The organism is Nonomuraea zeae, assembly GCF_005889725.1.
In the GTDB taxonomy this organism is placed as follows: Bacteria; Actinomycetota; Actinomycetes; order Streptosporangiales; family Streptosporangiaceae; genus Nonomuraea; species Nonomuraea zeae.
In genome coordinates this window covers 14,304-31,945 of the sequence record NZ_VCKX01000134.1, presented here as the reverse complement: position 1 = coordinate 31,945, position 17,642 = coordinate 14,304, and the positions used below count along the sequence as shown (strand labels likewise).

Genomic DNA, 17,642 nt, shown 5'->3' with positions numbered 1-17,642 from the left:
CCGCCGCCCCCGCCCCGCAGGAGGTGGGGGCGGGGGCGGCGGTGTTCGGGCTGTCGCTGTGCTTCGCCGGGGTGCTGGCGGGGTTCCTGCTCGGCACCGGGGTGCAGATGGCGATGCTGGACGGGGTGACCTCGGCTCAGCAGCTGGTCGACAGCTTCGTGGGGGCGCTGCACTGGTGGGCGTTGATCGGTGGCTTCCTGGTGGTGATGATCATCGTGCTTGCCGCGGTGATGGCTCGCCGGCCGGCCAAGGACGGGATGCCTGACGATCTCGCGGATGTGTCCTCCGCCGTGCCCGACAAGCCCTGTGGTGGCCCGCCTCCCGGGGCGGATGAGCCGCTCGTGTGGGGATCCCGTGCCAGGGACGAGAGCGCTGAGCGTAAGGGTGTCGAGGACGTTAAGGGCTCTGAGAGCAAGGCCGTCATGGGCGTTGAGGGCGTGAAGGGGTCTGGGCGCTCGGGTGTCGAGAGTGTGAAGGGTTCTGAGCGCTCGGGCGGTGAGGGTGTGAAGGGTTCTCAGCGCGCGGGTGCCGCGAGCGGGGGTCTCGGGCGTGAGGGTGTCGCCGGTGCTGAGGGCGTGAAGGGTTCTGAGCGCACGGGCGTCATGGGTGTGCAGGACTCTGAGCGCGCGGGCGTCACGAGCGGGAGTCTCGGGCGTGAGGGCGCTGAGGGCGTCGAGGGCGAGAGTCTCGGAGGTCAGGGCCTCGGCAGTAGGAGTCTCGCACGTGAGGGCGCTGAGGGTGCGGAGTGCGGCGATGCTGCGGGTCCGGGGAGTGGGGGCGCGGGCGTCGAGCCGGATGAGGATCGGCCTACTGGTGCGATTCCTCGGGTCGTGGTGCCGGTGTTCGCAAAGGGGGCGTTCGGCAAGCTGGAGGCGCGGAGCGACGACGAGGCGGTGCCCGAGCCGTACCCGGCGGTGCCGCCGCAGGCCTCTTCGCCCGAGGACCCCGCTTCCCCGTAGAAACCCGAGCAGCCAGCTGCCGCCGGAGCCTCCGGAGACCCGCCCCCTTCCGCCTCTGGGGGCCTTGCTTGCTCTCTGGGGGTGTTGCTCTCTGGGGGTGTCGCCCTCTTGGGATGTCGCCCCCTAGGGACGTTGCTCTCGGAGGACCCCCGCCCCTGGAAACCCCGTCGCTCCCTGGAAACCCCTGGAGACCCCGCCGCCCCTGGAGGGCGCTGAAGACCTCGTTGGCCTCTAACCTGACGACCCCCTTCCCCTTGGAAGGAGGGCTCGCTTCCCCCGTGGAAAGCGGTCTGGACGGTAAAACGAGGGTAGGGGCGCGGGACGGTAAGCTGAGCCGCAGTCACCGCGACGCGTGGGCCCGTGCCCCGCGCAGCGTCCCCGCGGTCAGGCCGGGCGTCTGCCGCGACCCCACTCTGTTCAAAGGAGAACTTCAAGTGTCCGAGCGCACTCTTGTCCTGATCAAGCCCGACGGGGTAAAGCGCGGCCTCATCGGTGACGTGATCGCCCGTGTGGAGCGCAAGGGCCTCAAGGTCGTGGCGATGGACCTGCGCACCCTCGACGCCGACACCGCCAAGGCGCACTACGCCGAGCACTCCGAGCGGCCGTTCTTCGGCGAGCTCGTCGAGTTCATCACCTCCGGGCCGCTCGTCGCCCTGGTGCTCGAGGGCCCGCGCGCCGTCGAGGCGTTCCGCGCGCTGGCCGGCGCGACCGACCCGGTCAAGTCGGCCCCGGGCACCATCCGTGGCGACCACGCACTCGAGATCGGCGAAAACGTCGTCCACGGCTCCGACTCGCCCGAGTCCGCCTCCAGGGAGATCAAGATCTTCTTCCCGGACCGCTTCTAGGCAAAGTCCGCCCCGCTTCGGCGCGCCCGCACGGTTTTCACCGTGCGGGCGCGTTTGTTTTGTCGGGCTCACCCATAAATCTCCCTCGTACGGATGGCACGGGCGTCGTATTGCGCGCCGAAATTTTGTCGGACGGTTGCCGTAGGGTTACGCACGGTTGGAAGAAGGATCGTTCAACGCGGCGATCGGATGTTGTGGTGCAATCCGGGCAAAATTGCGGTTGAGCTTGGGGCTGGAGATTTTTGTGGGGCACGAAGGCTCATTGTGCCCATCGGTGGGTACGTCACGTTACGATTCGAATTCGATCCGTAGTCATTCGCGAACGACGTTACGGAGGGCTCCGTTCCCCATGGGCAGCAAGCTCGCGTTTCTCGGCCGTGACATGGCGGTCGACCTGGGCACCGCCAACACGCTGGTCTACGTGCGCGGCCGGGGCATCGTGCTCAACGAGCCGTCAGTCGTAGCGATCAACACCGCCACCGGCAAGATCGTGGCGGTCGGCATCGAGGCTAAGCGGATGATCGGCCGTACGCCAGGAAATATCATCGCGGTCCGTCCGCTCAAAGACGGCGTGATCGCTGACTTCGACGTCACCGAACGGATGTTGCGCTATTTCATCCAACGGGTGCACAAGCGGCGGCATTTCGCCAAGCCGCGCATCATCATCGCGGTTCCGAGCGGCATCACCAGCGTGGAGCAGCGCGCGGTGAAAGAGGCCGGTTATCAGGCGGGGGCCAGAAAGGTCTACATCGTCGAGGAGCCGATGGCCGCCGCCATCGGGGCCGGGCTGCCGGTCCACGAGCCGACCGGGAACATGGTGGTCGACATCGGCGGCGGCACCACCGAGGTGGCGATCATCTCGATGGGCGGCGTGGTCACGAGCCAGTCGATCAGGGTCGGCGGTGACGAGCTGGACCAGGCGGTGATCACCTTCGCCAAGAAGGAGTTCTCGCTGATGCTCGGCGAGCGCACCGCCGAAGAGATCAAGATGGCCATCGGGTCAGCCTGTCCCAATGGGGAGGAATCGCACGCGGAGATCCGCGGTCGAGACCTGGTCAGCGGTCTGCCAAAGACGATCATCGTGTCGAGCGAGGAGATCAGGAAGGCGACCGAGGAGCCCGTCAACGCGATAGTGGACGCGGTGAAGACCACGCTCGACAAGTGCCCGCCCGAGCTGGCCGGCGACATCATGGACCGGGGCATCGCACTCACCGGTGGTGGCGCCCTGCTCAAGGGGCTGGACGAGCGGGTCAAGGCCGAGACCGGCATGCCGGTGCACCTCGTGGACAACGCTCTCGACTCGGTCGCCATCGGCTCGGGCAAGTGCGCCGAGGACTTCGAGGCGCTGCAGCAGGTTCTGGTGCCGGAGTCGCGGCACTGATGAGAGATTCCCGCCGAGCCCGGCTGATCCTCGGGGTGCTGCTGACGGCTGCCCTGGTCATCCTGACCGTCGACCACCGCACCGGCGACAGCTCGCCGCTGCGCCCGCTGCGCGCGGCCGGGTCATGGCTGTTCGGCACGGCCGAGCGGTTCGGGGGCGGTGTGGTGCGCCCGGTCGGCGGGTTCGTGCAGGCGATCCTGAGCGCGCCGAGCGCCGCCGACCACATCTCGGTGCTGAAGGCGGAGAACGCCCGGCTCCGAGCGGGGCTGCTGGCCGACAAGCTCGACGCCTCGCGGTCCAAAGAGCTCAAGCAGTTGCTCGGGCTGTCGGGGGCAGGCGGATACAAGGTGGTCCCGGCGAACGTGATCGCCCGCCGGGGCCAGCCGGGGTTCGAGGACGCCGTGCAGATCGACGCGGGGACCGGAGACGGCATCAGGTCGGAGATGACCGTGCTCAACGGTGACGGGCTGGTCGGGCGCGTCGTCCAGGCCTCCGCGCACAGCTCGACGGTGGTGCTGCTCAGCGATCCGGCCTCGGCCGCCGGGGCGCGGCTGGAGGGCGGCAAGGAGATCGGCGTGGTGCACGGGGTCGGGGAGAACGGGCGGCTGGTCCAGTTCCGGCTGCTCGACTCGACCGCGCCGCTCGACAGAGGCGGGCGCATCGTCAGCTTCGGCTCCCAGCACGGCAGCCCCTACGTGCCGGGCGTGCCGATCGGGGTGATCGAGCGGGTGGAGTCGACACCGGGCGAGCTGACGCGCATCGCCTACGCCAAGCCCTATGCGGATCTGACGGCGCTCGACGTCGTGGGCGTGGTGGTGGAGGGGCCCAAACGCGATCCCCGTGACGCGGTGCTCCCCGCCAAGGAGGGGGCGCGGTGATCGGAGGGCTGCTCGTACTGCTTGCGTTGCTGACGCAGGTCATGCTGGTCAACCGGGTGCCGTTGCCGGCCGGTGGCGCGCCCGACCTGGTGCTGCTGACAGTGGTAGGAGCGGCGCTCGGGCGCGGGCCCGTGCCCGGAGCGATGCTCGGGTTCTTCGCCGGGCTGCTGGTGGACGTCATGCCGCCGACCGCGCACCTGGTCGGCCAGTACGCGTTCGTGCTGGCCTCCGTCGGCTACGTCGCAGGCCGGGGCGCGGGCGGCCCGGTGACGACCGTCGTGCTGTGCGTGCTGATGGCCCCGCTGCTGGCGGCGGCCGTGGGCGGGCTGATCTCCGATCCGCGGGTGTCCATGTCCACGCTGACCCAGCAGGTGCCGGTCACCATCGTCTACACGCTGCTCGTCGCCCCGATCGTGATCTGGCTGACCACGCGGGGCCGCCACCCGAGGTTCTCGACATGACCAGGATGCGCGCCCGGCTGCTCGTGCTGCACGTGCTCGTGCTGACGCTGCTCGTCGTGCTGGCCACGCGCCTGTGGCAGGTGCAGGTCGTGCGCGGGCAGGAGTTCGTGACGCGGGCGACGGAGACCAGGACGCGGGCCGTGATCGTGCCGGCCGTGCGCGGGCAGATCCTCGACTCCTCCGGGCGCCCGCTCGTGCGCAACAAGACCGCTCTGGTCGTCTCCGTGGACCGGACCAGGCTGTCCAGGATGCGCGACGGCGGCGTGAAGGTGCTGGGCAAGCTGTCCAAGGTGCTCGGCACGCCGGTCGCGCAGCTGCAGCAGCGCATCACGCCCTGCGGGCCGGGGGTCGGCAAGCCGTGCTGGACGGGGTCGCCCTACCAGCCGGTTCCGCTGGACGAGAAGGTCGACACCCGGGAGGCGCTGCAGATCCTCGAGCGGCAGGAGGAGTTTCCCGGCGTGACCGCCGAGATCCACTCCGTGCGGCAATATCCGGGCGGCCGGGCCGGGGCGCAGATGCTCGGCTACCTGCAACCGGTCACCGAGGCGGAGCTGGAGAAGCGCGAAGGGCTCAAGGCCGCCTTCTCCGGGGTGGACCTGGCCGGGCGAGACGGTCTCGAATACGTCTACGACGAGGCGTTGCGCGGCAAGGCCGGGCTGCGCAGGGTGCAGGTCGACCGGATGGGCAAGGCGCTCGGGGTGGAGGAGCAGGTGACGCCCATTCCTGGCGATCACCTGGTGACCAGCATCGACTCGCGAGTACAGAACATCACCGAAAGGGCGCTGGCGAAGGCGATGAAGTCGGCGCCGGCGGCGGACGGCGGGGCCGGGGTCGTGCTGGATGCGCGTACCGGCCGGGTGGTGGCGCTGGCCAGCGCGCCCGGCTACGACCCGGCGATCTGGGCCGGCGGGATCTCGGCGCGCGGCTACCAGTGGCTGCTGTCGGAGAAGTCGGGCAAGCCGCTGGTGTCGCGGGCGATCAACGGGCAGTTCGCGCCGGGCTCGACGTTCAAGGTCTCGTCGGTGTCGGCGATGCTGCGGGCCGGCTACCCGCTCAACGGCACCTACGGCTGCCCGGGCTCCTACACGGTGGGCGGCCGGGCCTTCAACAACTTCCGCGGCATCGGGCTGGGCACGCTCAGCCTGCACACGGCGCTGGTCAAGTCCTGCGACACGATCTTCTACCGGGCCGCCTACGAGCAGTACCTCAAGGACGGCGGGCGCAGCCCGAAGAAGAAGCCGAAGGAGATCTTCGCCAACATGGCCAGGGCGTTCGGGTTCGGCAGCCCGACCGGCGTGGACCTGCCGGGAGAGTCCGGCGGCCGCATTCCCGACCGGGCCTGGAAGAAGAACTTGTGGAACGCGACCAGCGCGACCAACTGCGAGCGGTCGCGCAAGGGCTACCCGGAGGTCAAGGACAAGGCGCGGGCGGAGTTCCTCAAGCGGCTGGCGCTGGAGAACTGCACGGAGGGCTTCCTACTGCGGCCAGGTGACTCGGCGAACTTCTCCATCGGCCAGGGCGACGTGCTGGTGACGCCGATGCAGCTCGCGAGGGCGTACATGGCGCTGGTCAGCGACGGGAAGGTGCGCAGCCCGCGCATCGGCTGGGCGCAGGTGCGGCCCGACGGCAAGGTGGTCAGGACGATCCCCGTGCCGGTGGTGGGCAAGCTGCCGCTCAGCGAGAAGGAGCGCCTCTACATCAAGAACGCGCTGAGCCAGGTGGCCGCGGACGGCACCGCGGCGGGGGCCTTCGCCGGGTTCCCGATGAACAAGGTGCGCGTCGGCGGCAAGACCGGCACCGCGGAGGTGTGGGGCAAGCAGGACACCTCGTGGTTCGCCTCGTTCGCGCCGACGAAGAACCCCCAGTACGTGGTGGTGGTCATGGTCTCGCAGGGCGGGATGGGCGCGCAGACCGCGGCCCCCGCCGTCCGCGAGATCTATGAGGGGATCTACGGGATCAAGCGTCCGAAGGCGGCCGTTCCCGGCGGGCGGCTCACGACGAGGCTGCCGAGGTTCGCGCCCGACGGGACGGTGGCCAGGGGATGATCGACCGCTCGGTGGCCATCCGGCGACCCTCGCTGTTCCGGCGGATGGTCGCCGAGGACTCCACGGTGCGCCGGCTCGACGGGCTGATGCTGGTCGCGGTGGCCGGGCTGTGCGTGATCGGCACGCTGCTGGTGTGGTCGTCCACCAGGACATGGGCGCCGGGCGCCACCGGGCTGGTCAAGAAGCACGTGCTCAACGAGGTCATCGGCGTGGTGCTGTGCGCGGTCGTGGCCATGGTCGACCATCGGGCGATGCGGGCGTACGCGCCGCTGGTGTTCCTGGTGTCGCTGATCGGGCTCGTGCTGGTGATCACGCCGCTGGGGGCGACGATCAACGGGTCGCACTCGTGGATCCTGCTCGGCGGCGGGTTCGCGGTGCAGCCGTCGGAGTTCGCCAAGGTCGGGCTGCTGCTGGTCATCGCCATGTTGCTGGCGCAGCCCGCGGAGGGGAGCGACCGGCCGCGCGGGCTGGACATCGTGCTCGCGCTCATCGCCGCGACCATCACGATGGGGCTGGTGATGCTCCAGCCCGACCTCGGCACGGCGCTCGTGCTGGCGGTGATCACGGCCGCGGGGCTGGTGATCGGCGGGGTGCGAAAACGGTGGATCATGGCGCTGGCGGGCGTGGCGGGCGTCGGGATCTTCTCGGTGTTCTACTTCCAGATGCTGGAGCCGTACCAGGTGGCGCGGTTCACCGCGTTCGTCGATCCGAGCGTCGATCCGCGCGGGGTGGGCTACAACAGCACGCAGTCGCTGATCGCGATCGGCTCGGGGCAGCTCCTGGGCAAGGGGCTGCTCGGCGGCGGGCAGACGACCGGGCGGTTCGTGCCCGAGCAGCACACCGACTTCATCTTCACGGTGGCGGGCGAGGAGTTCGGGTTCCTCGGCTCGGTCACGGTCGTGCTGCTGCTCGGCGTGGTGCTGCTGCGCGGGCTGAAGATCGCCAGGGAGTGCGACGACCGGTTCGGGTCGCTGGTCGCGGGGACGATCGTGTGCTGGTTCGCGTTCCAGACGTTCATCAACGTGGGGATGACGATCGGGATCATGCCGATCACCGGGCTGCCGCTGCCGTTCGTGTCCTACGGCGGCACCGCCACGTTCGCGAATCTCATTGCGATTGGGCTTCTCCAAGCCATCAGAGTCCGAAGACAGTCGTTTAATTAGAAGTATGTTCTTGGCCTATTGCGATGAGTGCGAGGAGCGCTTCCTGCTTCCCGCGAACCACGTCGTCGGCGTGCACAACCTCGAAAGCGGTGTGATCGCCGTCGAGCTGACGTGCTACGAGGGGCACCACATCATGGTGCTCAGTGGCAACGACATCGACATCCCCGGACCTGCCACCGTCTGAGCGCCGCTACCCTGGACGCTATGCCTGTCGAGTCGATATTCCCCCGCCTGGAAGCGCTGCTGCCCAAGGTGCAGAAGCCCATCCAGTACGTCGGGGGTGAGCTCAACTCGACAGTCAAGGACTGGGACGCCGCCGACGTGCGGTGGGCGCTGATGTATCCCGACGCCTACGAGGTCGGGCTGCCCAACCAGGGTGTGGCGATCCTCTACGAGATCCTCAACGAGCTGCCCGCCACGCTGGCCGAGCGCACCTACGCGGTCTGGCCGGACCTGGAGGCGCTCATGCGGGCCGAGGGCGTCCCGCAGTTCACCGTCGACGCGCACCGGCCGGTGCGCGCCTTCGACGTGCTCGGCGTGTCGTTCTCGACCGAGCTCGGCTACACCAACATGCTGACCGCGCTGGACCTGGCCGGCATCCCGCTGCGGGCCGCGGACCGGGGCGAGGACGACCCGATCGTGCTCGCGGGCGGCCACGCGGCCTTCAACCCCGAGCCGATCGCCGACTTCCTCGACGCGGCCGTGCTCGGCGACGGCGAGCAGATCTCGATCGCGATCTCCGAGGTCATCCGTGAGTGGAAGGCCGAGGGCCGGCCGGGCGGGCGCGACGAGTTGCTGATGCGGCTGGCCGAGTCCGGCGGGGTCTACGTGCCGAAGTTCTACGACGTCGACTACCACCCCGACGGGCGCATCCAGCGGGTCGCGCCCAACCGGCCCGACGTGCCATGGCGGGTGCACAAGCACACCGTGATGGATCTCGACGAGTGGCCCTATCCGAAGAAACCGCTGGTCCCGCTGGCGGAGACCGTGCACGAGCGGTTCAGCGTGGAGATCTTCCGCGGCTGCACGCGCGGCTGCCGGTTCTGCCAGGCGGGCATGATCACGCGTCCGGTGCGCGAGCGCTCGATCACCACGATCGGCGACATGGTGGAAAACGGCATCAAGGAGTCCGGCTTCAACGAGGTCGGGCTGCTGTCGCTGTCGTCCGCCGACCATTCCGAGATCGCCGAGGTGGCCAAGGGCCTGGCCGACCGCTACGAAGGCACCAACACCTCGCTCTCGCTGCCCTCGACCAGGGTCGACGCGTTCAACATCGACCTGGCCAACGAGTTCTCCAGAAACGGCAGGCGTTCCGGCCTGACGTTCGCGCCCGAGGGCGGCTCGGAGCGCATGCGCAAGGTGATCAACAAGATGGTCACGGAAGAAGACCTGATCCGCACCGTCACCACGGCTTATTCGCAGGGGTGGCGCCAGGTCAAGCTCTACTTCATGTGCGGGCTGCCGACCGAGCTCGACGAGGACGTGCTCGGCATCGGCGACCTGGCGAAGAAGGTCATCAAGGCGGGCCGGGAGGCCACCGGCAGCCGCGACATCCGCTGCACCGTCTCCATCGGCGGCTTCGTGCCCAAGCCGCACACCCCGTTCCAGTGGGCCGCCCAGGCCGACCACGAGACCGTCGACCGGCGGCTCAAGGCGCTGCGCGACTCGCTCAGAGGTGACAGGGAGTTCGGCCGGGCCATCGGCTTCCGCTATCACGACGGCAAGCCGTCCATCGTGGAAGGGCTGCTCTCGCGGGGCGACCGCAGGGTCGGGGCCGTGATCCAGGCCGTCTGGGAGGACGGCGGCCGTTTCGACGGCTGGAGCGAGCACTTCTCCTACGAGCGCTGGATGTCGGCCGCCGAGCGGGCCGGCGTCGACGTCGACTGGTACACCACCCGTGAGCGGGAGGAGAACGAAGTCCTGCCGTGGGATCACCTCGACGCGGGGCTCGACCGCGAGTGGCTGTGGCAGGACTGGCAGGAGGCCGTCACCGGCGGTGAGGTCGAGGACTGCCGCTGGACTCCGTGCTACGACTGCGGGGTCTGCCCGACCATGGGCACCGAAATTCAAATCGGCCCTACGGGGCGAAAACTCCTTCCTCTTACGGTGGTCTAGCGCGCTCAGTGGGCGAGCCGTGCCTCGGCGTACACGGACACGCGTCAGCGCGGCTTATCCTGAGACGAAGGAACTCTTACAAGGGAAGGACGACCAGCTCTGAAACCTGTTCCCGATGGGCCTCCGCCCGCGCCTACGGTGCAGCGCCTGCGTGTGCGTTACGCCAAGCGCGGTCGTCTGCGCTTCACCAGCCACCGCGACATCTCGCGAGCCGTTGAGAGAGCGGTTCGCCGTGCCGGCATTCCGGTGGCTTACAGCGCGGGCTTCTCGCCCCACCCGAAGATCTCCTACGCGGGCGCAGCGCCGACCGGCGTCGCCAGCGAAGCCGAATACCTCGAGATCGGTGTCACCACGCCGTGCGATCCCGGCCAGGTCAGACAGGACCTGGACGAGTCGCTGCCGCCTGGGCTCGATGTGCTCGACGTTGTGGAGGCGGGTCCGGGGGGACTGGCCGACCGCTTGGAGGTCTCCGACTGGGAGGTGCGGCTCCCCGGTGCCGAGCGTGAGCTCGCCCAGGTGGCGGTGGAGAAGTTCCTCGCGGCGGGCACCGTGGAGGTCGAGCGCCTCACCAAGAAGGGCCCACGCCGCTTCGACGCGCGCGAAGCCGTCCTGGTGCTCGTGGTGTCCGAGGGAACAGACAGAACCGCAGCTCAGGTGCTCGGAGAACCGTGTGTCATACTGCGCATGGTTGTTCGGCACATGACGCCTGCCGTTCGACCCGACGATGTGCTCACAGGGCTGCGCCTTGTGGCCGACTTCGCGCCGCCGGTTCCCCCCGAGGTGACCAGGCTGGCGCAGGGGCCGCTCGACGCAGAAACCGGTGCGCTTGCCGACCCGCTCGACCTGGACCGCGATACGACGCGCGGCGGCGAGGCGGGACCGGCGGGTGAGCACGTCGCCGGTTAGGACGTGCTCTGCATGAGCGGAGAACGACCGCTGACAGGACTTGGCGCCAGTGCCTCCTCACCGGAGGAGCTGGCGGACAACGAAACACGAGAGCTCCTGCGCGGCGCGGCGACGCGCCCGGGAGCTGACGGGAGAACGCCCGCATGCTCGACAACGAGCCCAACGCCGGGGCCACTGGCCCTGACGGGGAGACAATTGAACAGCCCGAGGTGACCAAGCGTCGCCGCTCCGCCAGCCGCCCCGCGGGACCCCCGCCGGAGCTGCCGGAGGAGCCGGCGTCCGGTCCTGTTACCGTTCCCGCCGCGCAGGCGGCGCCGTCGGTGGCGGAGGTGCAGCCGGTACGGCGCACCGCCGCGCAGCGTGCCGCCGGTGAGCCCGATCCCGACGTGGTCGCGGCCGTCGCCGCTTCGCCTGCCCCTGGCGCGGGGCCGGAGTCCGCGGTCGCGGCAGGTGCCACTGGTACGGATGTGGCGGCAGGTGCCGCTGGTACGGATGTGACCGCAGGAGCTGCCGGTACGAGTGCCGTCGCCGAGGGGGAGAGCCCGGCTGAGGCGGCCCTGGCGGAGGCGGTCGCGGAGGAGAAGCCCAAGAGGGCCGCGAGGACGCGGTCCACCGCCACGACGACGCGCCGGCGTACGACGAAGAAGGCCGCCGAGGCCGAGCCGGAGGTCGCCGCGGACGCGGGAGCGCTCCCGGAGAGCGCGGCGCCCGCCGAGCCCGTCGAGGAGCCGGTGAAGCGGCGCAGGACGCGTAAGAAGGCGGAGCCGGAAGAGGTCGTCGCGCCCGCCGTGGCCGAGGAGCCCGCAGCCGCTGAGGCGGTGGCGCCCTCCGCCGAGACCGAGGCCGTCGCAGCGGCCCCCGCAGCGGCCCCCGCAGCGGTCGGCGAGCGCGCCGAAGCCGCCCGCGGTGCCGTTGAGGCCGGCGAGGAGGCCGCGGAGAGCGTCGACGAGGACATCCTGGAGATTCTGCCCGAGGACGAGCCGCTCGACGACGAGCCCGCCGGGGAGGACCTCGACGAGGACCTCGTCCGGCCGAGCCTGCTGGCCGACCCCTTCGGGCTGTCCGCGCGCAGGCAGGACCAGCCGGGCACCGCGTTCCAGCGGCCCGCGGCCATCTTCGCGCCGCTGTTCCAGGCGCCCGACCCCAGCAAGGCCAAGCCCGTCACCCGGCGCGCCGAGCCGCAGCCCGTGGCGGAGCCCGAGGAGGCCGAGGAGCCGGTCGACGAGGTCGTGACCGAGGACGAGGCCGACGTCGACGGCGAGGCCGCCGACGAGCAGGAGGACGAGGGCGGCGGCCGCCGTCGCCGGCGCCGTCGTGGCGGCCGGGGGCGCGGCAAGACGCGCGAGCGTGACGACGCCGAGGAAGGCGAGGACTCCGAGGAGGAGTCCGACGACGAGCAGGCGGAAGAGGGGCAGGAAGAGGAGGCCTCCTCTTCGCGCCGCCGCCGTCGCCGCAGGAGGCGTGGTGGCGACGAGGGCGCCGAGCCGGCCAGCGACGACCCGCCGAACACGGTGGTGCGCATCCGCGCGCCGCGCTCCGGCCGGGCGGCCGCGCTCGACACCGCCACCGACGGCGTGCAGAGCGTGCGCGGCTCCACCAGGCTCGAGGCCAAGAAGCAGCGCCGCCGTGAGGGGCGCGAGCTCGGCCGCCGGCGTCCGCCGATCATCACGGAGTCGGAGTTCCTGGCCCGCCGCGAGTCCGTGGACCGGATGATGGTGGTGCGTAGGCAGGGCGATCGTACGCAGATCGCGGTGCTGGAGGACGGCGTGCTCGTCGAGCACTACGTCAACCGCGAGGCCAGCCAGTCCTACGTCGGCAACGTCTACCTCGGCAAGGTGCAGAACGTGCTGCCGTCGATGGAGGCGGCGTTCGTGGACATCGGCAAGGGCCGGAACGCGGTCCTGTACGCGGGCGAGGTCAACTTCGACACCGCCGGGCTGGAGGGCCAGCCCAAGCGCATCGAGTCCGCGCTGAAGTCCGGGCAGTCGGTGCTGGTGCAGGTGACCAAGGACCCGATCGGGCACAAGGGCGCCCGGCTCACCTCGCAGATCAGCCTGCCGGGGCGCTACCTCGTGTACGTCCCCGACGGTTCGATGACCGGGATCAGCCGCAAGCTGCCCGACAAGGAGCGCACGCGGCTCAAGAGCATCCTGAAGAAGGTCATGCCGGAGAACGCCGGCGTGATCGTGCGTACCGCGGCCGAGGGCGCCTCGGAGGACGAGCTGGCCCGTGACGTGGCCCGCCTGTCCGCCCAGTGGGAGAACATCCAGAAGAAGACCAAGTCGGCCAGCCCGCCCGAGCTGCTGTCCGCCGAGCCCGACCTGACCATCCGGGTCGTGCGCGACGTGTTCAACGAGGACTTCACCTCGCTGGTCGTGCAGGGCGACGACGCCTGGGACACGGTGGACGAGTACGTGAAGTACGTCGCCCCCCACCTGGCGGAGCGCCTGTCGAAGTGGGACTCCGGGCAGGGCGACGTGTTCGAGTCGTACCGGATCGACGAGCAGCTCGGCAAGGCCCTTGAGCGCAAGGTGTGGCTGCCGAGCGGCGGCTCGCTGGTGATCGACCGTACCGAGGCGATGACCGTCGTCGACGTCAACACCGGCAAGTTCACCGGACAGGGCGGCAACCTCGAGGAGACCGTCACCAGGAACAACCTGGAGGCGGCCGAGGAGATCGTGCGCCAGCTCAGGCTGCGGGACATCGGCGGCATCATCGTGATCGACTTCATCGACATGGTGCTGGAGTCGAACCGCGACCTGGTGCTGCGGCGGATGCTGGAGTGCCTGGCCCGCGACAGGACCAAGCACCAGGTGGCCGAGGTGACCTCGCTGGGTCTGGTGCAGATGACGCGTAAGCGGGTCGGCCAGGGGCTCCTGGAGGCGTTCTCGACGCCCTGTGACTGCTGCAACGGGCGGGGTCTGCTCGTCTCCACCGAGCCGGTGGAGACGAAGCCTGAGCCGCGCGGCACGCAGGGGAAGATGGCCGTGGAGAAGGCGGTCTCGGACAAGGTTTCCGCGGCCAAGGACTCCGCCGGCCGTGATACCGTGACCGGTGCGCTTGAAGACGTCCCGGCTGAGGACGACCAGGCGAGTCAGACTTCCGGCAGAGGGCGGCGACGCTCTCGCCGAGCCAAGTCCGCTGAGTAGTGCTCGGCAGGCTTCCGACGATCCGTCCGGTTCGCCTAGGGCACCGTTAATCCGGTACCCTGGTGAATCGGTGCGTCAGGTGACGTGCCCTGTTGGCGCGCTTACTCGGTTCGTCGGTTCCAGAGACAGGCCGAATGATAGGCGCAGCATTCGGAGTCAGCGGCCAGTCCTTCGCGGGGTGGCCGAGGATCGCAACAGTGAGTCAGTAGAAGGGTTCCGCGGTGTACGCGATCGTTCGTTGCGGCGGCAGGCAGCAGAAGGTCTCCGTCGGTGACGTCCTCGAGGTGGACAAGGTCGCCGGCGAGGTCGGCTCTTCGGTTTCGCTGCCGACGGTGCTCGTCGTCAACGACGGCGATGTGACCACCGAGGCGGGCAAGTTCCTGGTCAGCGCCGAGATCCTCGGTGAGACCAAGGGCCCGAAGATCCGCATTCTCAAGTACAAGAACAAGACCGGTTACAAGAAGCGCCAGGGTCACCGCCAGCGGTACACCCAGGTGAAGATCACCGGTATCGACCAGGCCTGATCGGGGAGTTAGAGAGATGGCACACAAGAAGGGCGCGTCGTCCACCCGGAACGGCCGCGACTCCAACGCTCAGCGCCTGGGCGTCAAGCGCTTCGGCGGCCAGCTGGTCAACGCGGGCGAGATCATCGTCCGTCAGCGTGGCACCCACTTCCACCCCGGCGACAACGTGGGCCGTGGTGGCGATGACACGCTGTTCGCGCTGGCGGCCGGCCACGTGCAGTTCGGTGTCAAGCGCGGCCGCAAGGCCGTCAGCATCGTTCCCGTCGCGGAGTAGTTTCTCCTCGAGTTTGTCGCTGTTGCCAAGGGGTGGATCGATTGATCGTCGATCCACCCCTTGGCGTTTTCTGGGGCCGGTTCCCGCGTGGGCGGGGTAGGCGTCAGGTGCTGAAATGAGACGCCCCTGGTGGGGCGATGGAGGGGTGCGGAATGCCGGACTTTGTGGACCAGGTGGTCCTGCACATCACGGCCGGTGACGGGGGAAACGGGTGCGCCTCCATCCACCGGGAGAAGTTCAAGCCGCTGGGCGGCCCCGACGGGGGCAACGGCGGGCGCGGCGGTGACGTGGTGCTGGAGGTCGATCCCAACACCGCGACATTGCTCGACTACCACCGGCGGCCGCATCGCAAGGCCGAGAACGGCAAGCAGGGGCAGGGCTCCAACCGCGACGGCGCCAACGGCGACGACGTGATCCTGCCCGTGCCCAACGGGACCGTGGTGAAGGACGCCGCCACCGGCGAGGTGCTGGTCGACCTCGTGGGGTCCGGCACGCGCTACGTGATCGCCCAGGGCGGCCACGGCGGGCTCGGGAACGCCGCCCTGGCCAGCACCAAGCGCAAGGCGCCCGGGTTCGCCCTGCTCGGGGAGCCGGGTGACGGGCTCGACGTCATGCTGGAGCTCAAGAGCGTCGCGGACGTGGCGCTGGTCGGGTTCCCCAGCGCGGGCAAGTCCTCGCTGATCGCCGCGCTGAGCGCGGCCAAGCCGAAGATCGCGGACTATCCGTTCACCACCCTGATCCCCAACCTGGGCGTGGTGACCGCGGGGGACAACGTGTTCACCGTGGCGGACGTGCCTGGGCTGATTCCCGGGGCGTCGCAGGGCAAGGGGCTCGGGCACGAGTTCCTGCGGCACGTCGAGCGATGCGACATGCTCGTCCACGTCATCGACTGCGCCACCATGGAGCCGGGGCGCGACCCGATCACCGACTACGAGGTGATCGAGGCCGAGCTGCGGGCGTACGGGAAGCTGGAGGACCGGCCGCGGCTGGTCGTGCTGAACAAGGCGGACGTGCCGGACGCCAGGGAGCTGGCCGAGCTGGTGCAGCCCGAGTTCGAGGCTCGGGGGCTGCAGGTGTTCACGATCTCGGCGGCCACGCATGACGGGCTGCGGGAGCTGACGTACGCGATGGGCGAGTGGGTCGCGGCTGCGCGGGCGAACAAGCCGGTCGAGGAGCCCACGCGGCTGGTGATCAGGCCCAAGCAGCTCGGGGACGCCGGGTTCCGGGTGCGGCGGGTCAACGACGGCCTGTTCCAGATCACCGGGGAGAAGCCCGAGCGGTGGATCAGGCAGACGGACTTCACCAATGACGAGGCCGTGGGCTACCTGGCCGACCGGCTGGAGCGGCTGGGGGTCGAGCAGGAGCTGGCCAAGGCGGGCGCCAAGGCCGGGGCCGAGGTGGTCATCGGGCCGATGGAGGGCGGCTACGTCTTCGACTGGCAGCCGACGCTCAACGCCGAGTCCGTGCGGCAGGGCCCCAGAGGCTCCGACAGCCGCCTGGCCTGAGGTCCGCGAGTTGCTGTCCTGACAGCGCGGGTTTGCTCGACGGTGGACGTTATGCGGCCCTGACCGGCCTCCACGGCCGCTGCGGCGCCTTCCTCGCCCTATGGGCAGGGAGGGCGTCCGGGACGCGCTCCTCGGCGGTCACGATGGCGCTCAGGGGCGAAACGGCTCGGGCCGGTCGGCCGCCGCCGGGCGCAGGGGACCCGGTGGAGGGAGCGCCGACCGCTACGCCAGCGGCATCAGAGGGGGTATGAGGGGCCGAGGCGGAGTTCGGACCTCGGATAGGCTTCGAGGGTGCGGGATCAGATCAGCTCAGCGTCGAAGGTCGTCGTCAAGGTCGGCTCCTCCTCGCTCACCACCCCCCAGGGCATGATCGACGTCGACAGAGTGGACGCCCTGGTCGATGTGCTGGCGGCGCGGCGTCGCGCCGGCACGCAGCTGATCCTGGTCTCCTCCGGGGCGATCGCCGCAGGACTAGGCCCGCTCGGGCTCAGCGCGCGACCGCGCGACCTGGCCACGCAGCAGGCGGCCGCCTCCGTCGGTCAGGGCGTGCTCGTCGCCCGCTACACCTCCTCCTTCGCCCGCTACTCCCTGCGCGTCGGCCAGGTGCTCCTCACCGCCGACGACATGATGCGCCGCGCGCACCACGCCAATGCCCAGCGCACCCTGGCCAGGCTGCTTGAGCTGGGCATCGTGCCGATCGTCAACGAGAACGACACGGTGGCCACCGACGAGATCCGGTTCGGCGACAACGACCGGCTGGCCGCGCTGGTGGCCCACCTGATCCACGCCGACGCCCTGGTGCTGCTGTCGGACGTGGACGCGCTCTACGACGGCCCGCCGAGCCGCAGCGGCTCGCGGCGGCTGGCGGAGATCCGCGGCGCCGACGACCTGGTCGGGGTCGAGCTGGGCAAGAACGGCGCGTCGGTCGGCACCGGCGGCATGGTGACCAAGGTGCAGGCGGCCAGGATCGCCACGGGGGCGGGGGTGCCGGTCGTGCTGACCGCCGCCGCTCACGCGGCCCAGGCGCTCAGCGGAGCCGACGTAGGCACCTACTTCCACCCCGGGGGCCGCCATCCCGGCACGCGGCTGCTCTGGCTCGCGCACGCCACCACCGGGCGCGGCCGGCTGCACCTGGACCAGGGCGCGGTCGAGGCGATCGTGGGGCGGCGCAAGTCGCTGCTGCCCGCGGGGGTGACGTCCGTGGAGGGCGAGTTCGCCGCGGGCGATCCGGTGGACCTTTGCGGGCCGCAGGGGCTCGTAGTGGCCCGCGGCCTGGTGAACTTCGACGCCACCGAGATCCCCGGCCTGCTCGGGCGCTCCACCAGGGAGCTGGCGAGCGCGCTGGGTCCGGAATATGAACGCGAGCTGATCCATCGCGACGACATCGTCATACTGGAAGCTCACAACTAGACGTCCCGCCCCGGCGCGGGGAAGGGA

At 69.9% G+C, this 17,642-nt stretch carries 14 protein-coding genes and 1 pseudogene; all 15 read left to right on the top strand.

What is annotated here, in order from left to right; all coding sequences use genetic code 11:
- Window positions 1-959, top strand: a pseudogene (locus ETD85_RS34645) (hypothetical protein); the annotation flags it as partial.
- Between the two features lie 434 nt (window positions 960-1,393).
- Entirely contained in the window at window positions 1,394-1,804 is a 411-nt protein-coding gene (ndk, locus tag ETD85_RS34640) for a nucleoside-diphosphate kinase (protein WP_138694032.1), read from the top strand.
- A gap of 349 nt (window positions 1,805-2,153) precedes the next feature.
- Window positions 2,154-3,185, top strand: coding sequence for a rod shape-determining protein (locus ETD85_RS34635; protein ID WP_138694035.1), 1,032 nt, complete (start codon window positions 2,154-2,156; stop codon window positions 3,183-3,185).
- A complete protein-coding gene (mreC, locus tag ETD85_RS34630) occupies window positions 3,185-4,063 on the top strand; it encodes a rod shape-determining protein MreC (RefSeq protein ID WP_138694031.1) in 879 nt (292 codons plus the stop codon). Before ETD85_RS34635 ends, mreC begins: the two co-directional genes overlap by 1 nt.
- Entirely contained in the window at window positions 4,060-4,524 is a 465-nt protein-coding gene (mreD, locus tag ETD85_RS34625) for a rod shape-determining protein MreD (protein ID WP_138694030.1), read from the top strand. Before mreC ends, mreD begins: the two co-directional genes overlap by 4 nt.
- Window positions 4,521-6,569, top strand: a complete 2,049-nt coding sequence (gene mrdA, locus ETD85_RS34620; protein ID WP_138694029.1) for a penicillin-binding protein 2 — start codon at window positions 4,521-4,523, stop codon at window positions 6,567-6,569. Before mreD ends, mrdA begins: the two co-directional genes overlap by 4 nt.
- Window positions 6,566-7,732, top strand: coding sequence for a rod shape-determining protein RodA (gene rodA / locus ETD85_RS34615; protein ID WP_138694028.1), 1,167 nt, complete (start codon window positions 6,566-6,568; stop codon window positions 7,730-7,732). Before mrdA ends, rodA begins: the two co-directional genes overlap by 4 nt.
- Before the next feature lie 4 nt (window positions 7,733-7,736).
- Window positions 7,737-7,916 (top strand): hypothetical protein, encoded by a 180-nt coding sequence (locus ETD85_RS34610; RefSeq protein ID WP_138694027.1) that lies wholly within the window; start codon window positions 7,737-7,739, stop codon window positions 7,914-7,916.
- Between the two features lie 20 nt (window positions 7,917-7,936).
- Complete coding sequence (locus ETD85_RS34605; protein ID WP_138694026.1) at window positions 7,937-9,847, top strand: TIGR03960 family B12-binding radical SAM protein; 1,911 nt, start codon at window positions 7,937-7,939, stop codon at window positions 9,845-9,847.
- A 138-nt stretch (window positions 9,848-9,985) separates the two neighbouring features.
- Complete coding sequence (locus ETD85_RS34600) at window positions 9,986-10,753, top strand: TIGR03936 family radical SAM-associated protein (protein ID WP_138694025.1); 768 nt, start codon at window positions 9,986-9,988, stop codon at window positions 10,751-10,753.
- Between the two features lie 143 nt (window positions 10,754-10,896).
- Entirely contained in the window at window positions 10,897-13,902 is a 3,006-nt protein-coding gene (locus ETD85_RS34595; RefSeq protein WP_240779621.1) for an Rne/Rng family ribonuclease, read from the top strand.
- 221 nt (window positions 13,903-14,123) lie between these two features.
- Complete coding sequence (gene rplU, locus ETD85_RS34590) at window positions 14,124-14,426, top strand: 50S ribosomal protein L21 (protein ID WP_138694024.1); 303 nt, start codon at window positions 14,124-14,126, stop codon at window positions 14,424-14,426.
- 16 nt (window positions 14,427-14,442) lie between these two features.
- Complete coding sequence (gene rpmA, locus ETD85_RS34585) at window positions 14,443-14,700, top strand: 50S ribosomal protein L27 (RefSeq protein ID WP_138694023.1); 258 nt, start codon at window positions 14,443-14,445, stop codon at window positions 14,698-14,700.
- Between the two features lie 152 nt (window positions 14,701-14,852).
- Window positions 14,853-16,205, top strand: coding sequence for a GTPase ObgE (gene obgE, locus ETD85_RS34580; RefSeq protein WP_138694022.1), 1,353 nt, complete (start codon window positions 14,853-14,855; stop codon window positions 16,203-16,205).
- A 291-nt stretch (window positions 16,206-16,496) separates the two neighbouring features.
- Window positions 16,497-17,615: a glutamate 5-kinase gene (gene proB, locus ETD85_RS34575; RefSeq protein ID WP_206058971.1), complete on the top strand. Its 1,119-nt coding sequence runs from the start codon at window positions 16,497-16,499 to the stop codon at window positions 17,613-17,615.
- Window positions 17,616-17,642: the final 27 nt, after the last annotated feature.

Excerpts from the sequence above, each read along its gene's own strand:
- mrdA (WP_138694029.1), top strand. The coding sequence starts at position 4,521 with ATGACCAGGATGCGCGCCCGGCTGCTCGTGCTGCACGTGCTCGTGCTG.
- ETD85_RS34610 (WP_138694027.1), top strand. The coding sequence starts at position 7,737 with ATGTTCTTGGCCTATTGCGATGAGTGCGAGGAGCGCTTCCTGCTTCCC.
- ETD85_RS34635 (WP_138694035.1), top strand. The coding sequence starts at position 2,154 with ATGGGCAGCAAGCTCGCGTTTCTCGGCCGTGACATGGCGGTCGACCTG.
- obgE (WP_138694022.1), top strand. The coding sequence starts at position 14,853 with ATGCCGGACTTTGTGGACCAGGTGGTCCTGCACATCACGGCCGGTGAC.
- mreC (WP_138694031.1), top strand. The coding sequence starts at position 3,185 with ATGAGAGATTCCCGCCGAGCCCGGCTGATCCTCGGGGTGCTGCTGACG.
- rodA (WP_138694028.1), top strand. The coding sequence starts at position 6,566 with ATGATCGACCGCTCGGTGGCCATCCGGCGACCCTCGCTGTTCCGGCGG.
- ETD85_RS34605 (WP_138694026.1), top strand. The coding sequence starts at position 7,937 with ATGCCTGTCGAGTCGATATTCCCCCGCCTGGAAGCGCTGCTGCCCAAG.
- ETD85_RS34595 (WP_240779621.1), top strand. The coding sequence starts at position 10,897 with ATGCTCGACAACGAGCCCAACGCCGGGGCCACTGGCCCTGACGGGGAG.
- rpmA (WP_138694023.1), top strand. The coding sequence starts at position 14,443 with ATGGCACACAAGAAGGGCGCGTCGTCCACCCGGAACGGCCGCGACTCC.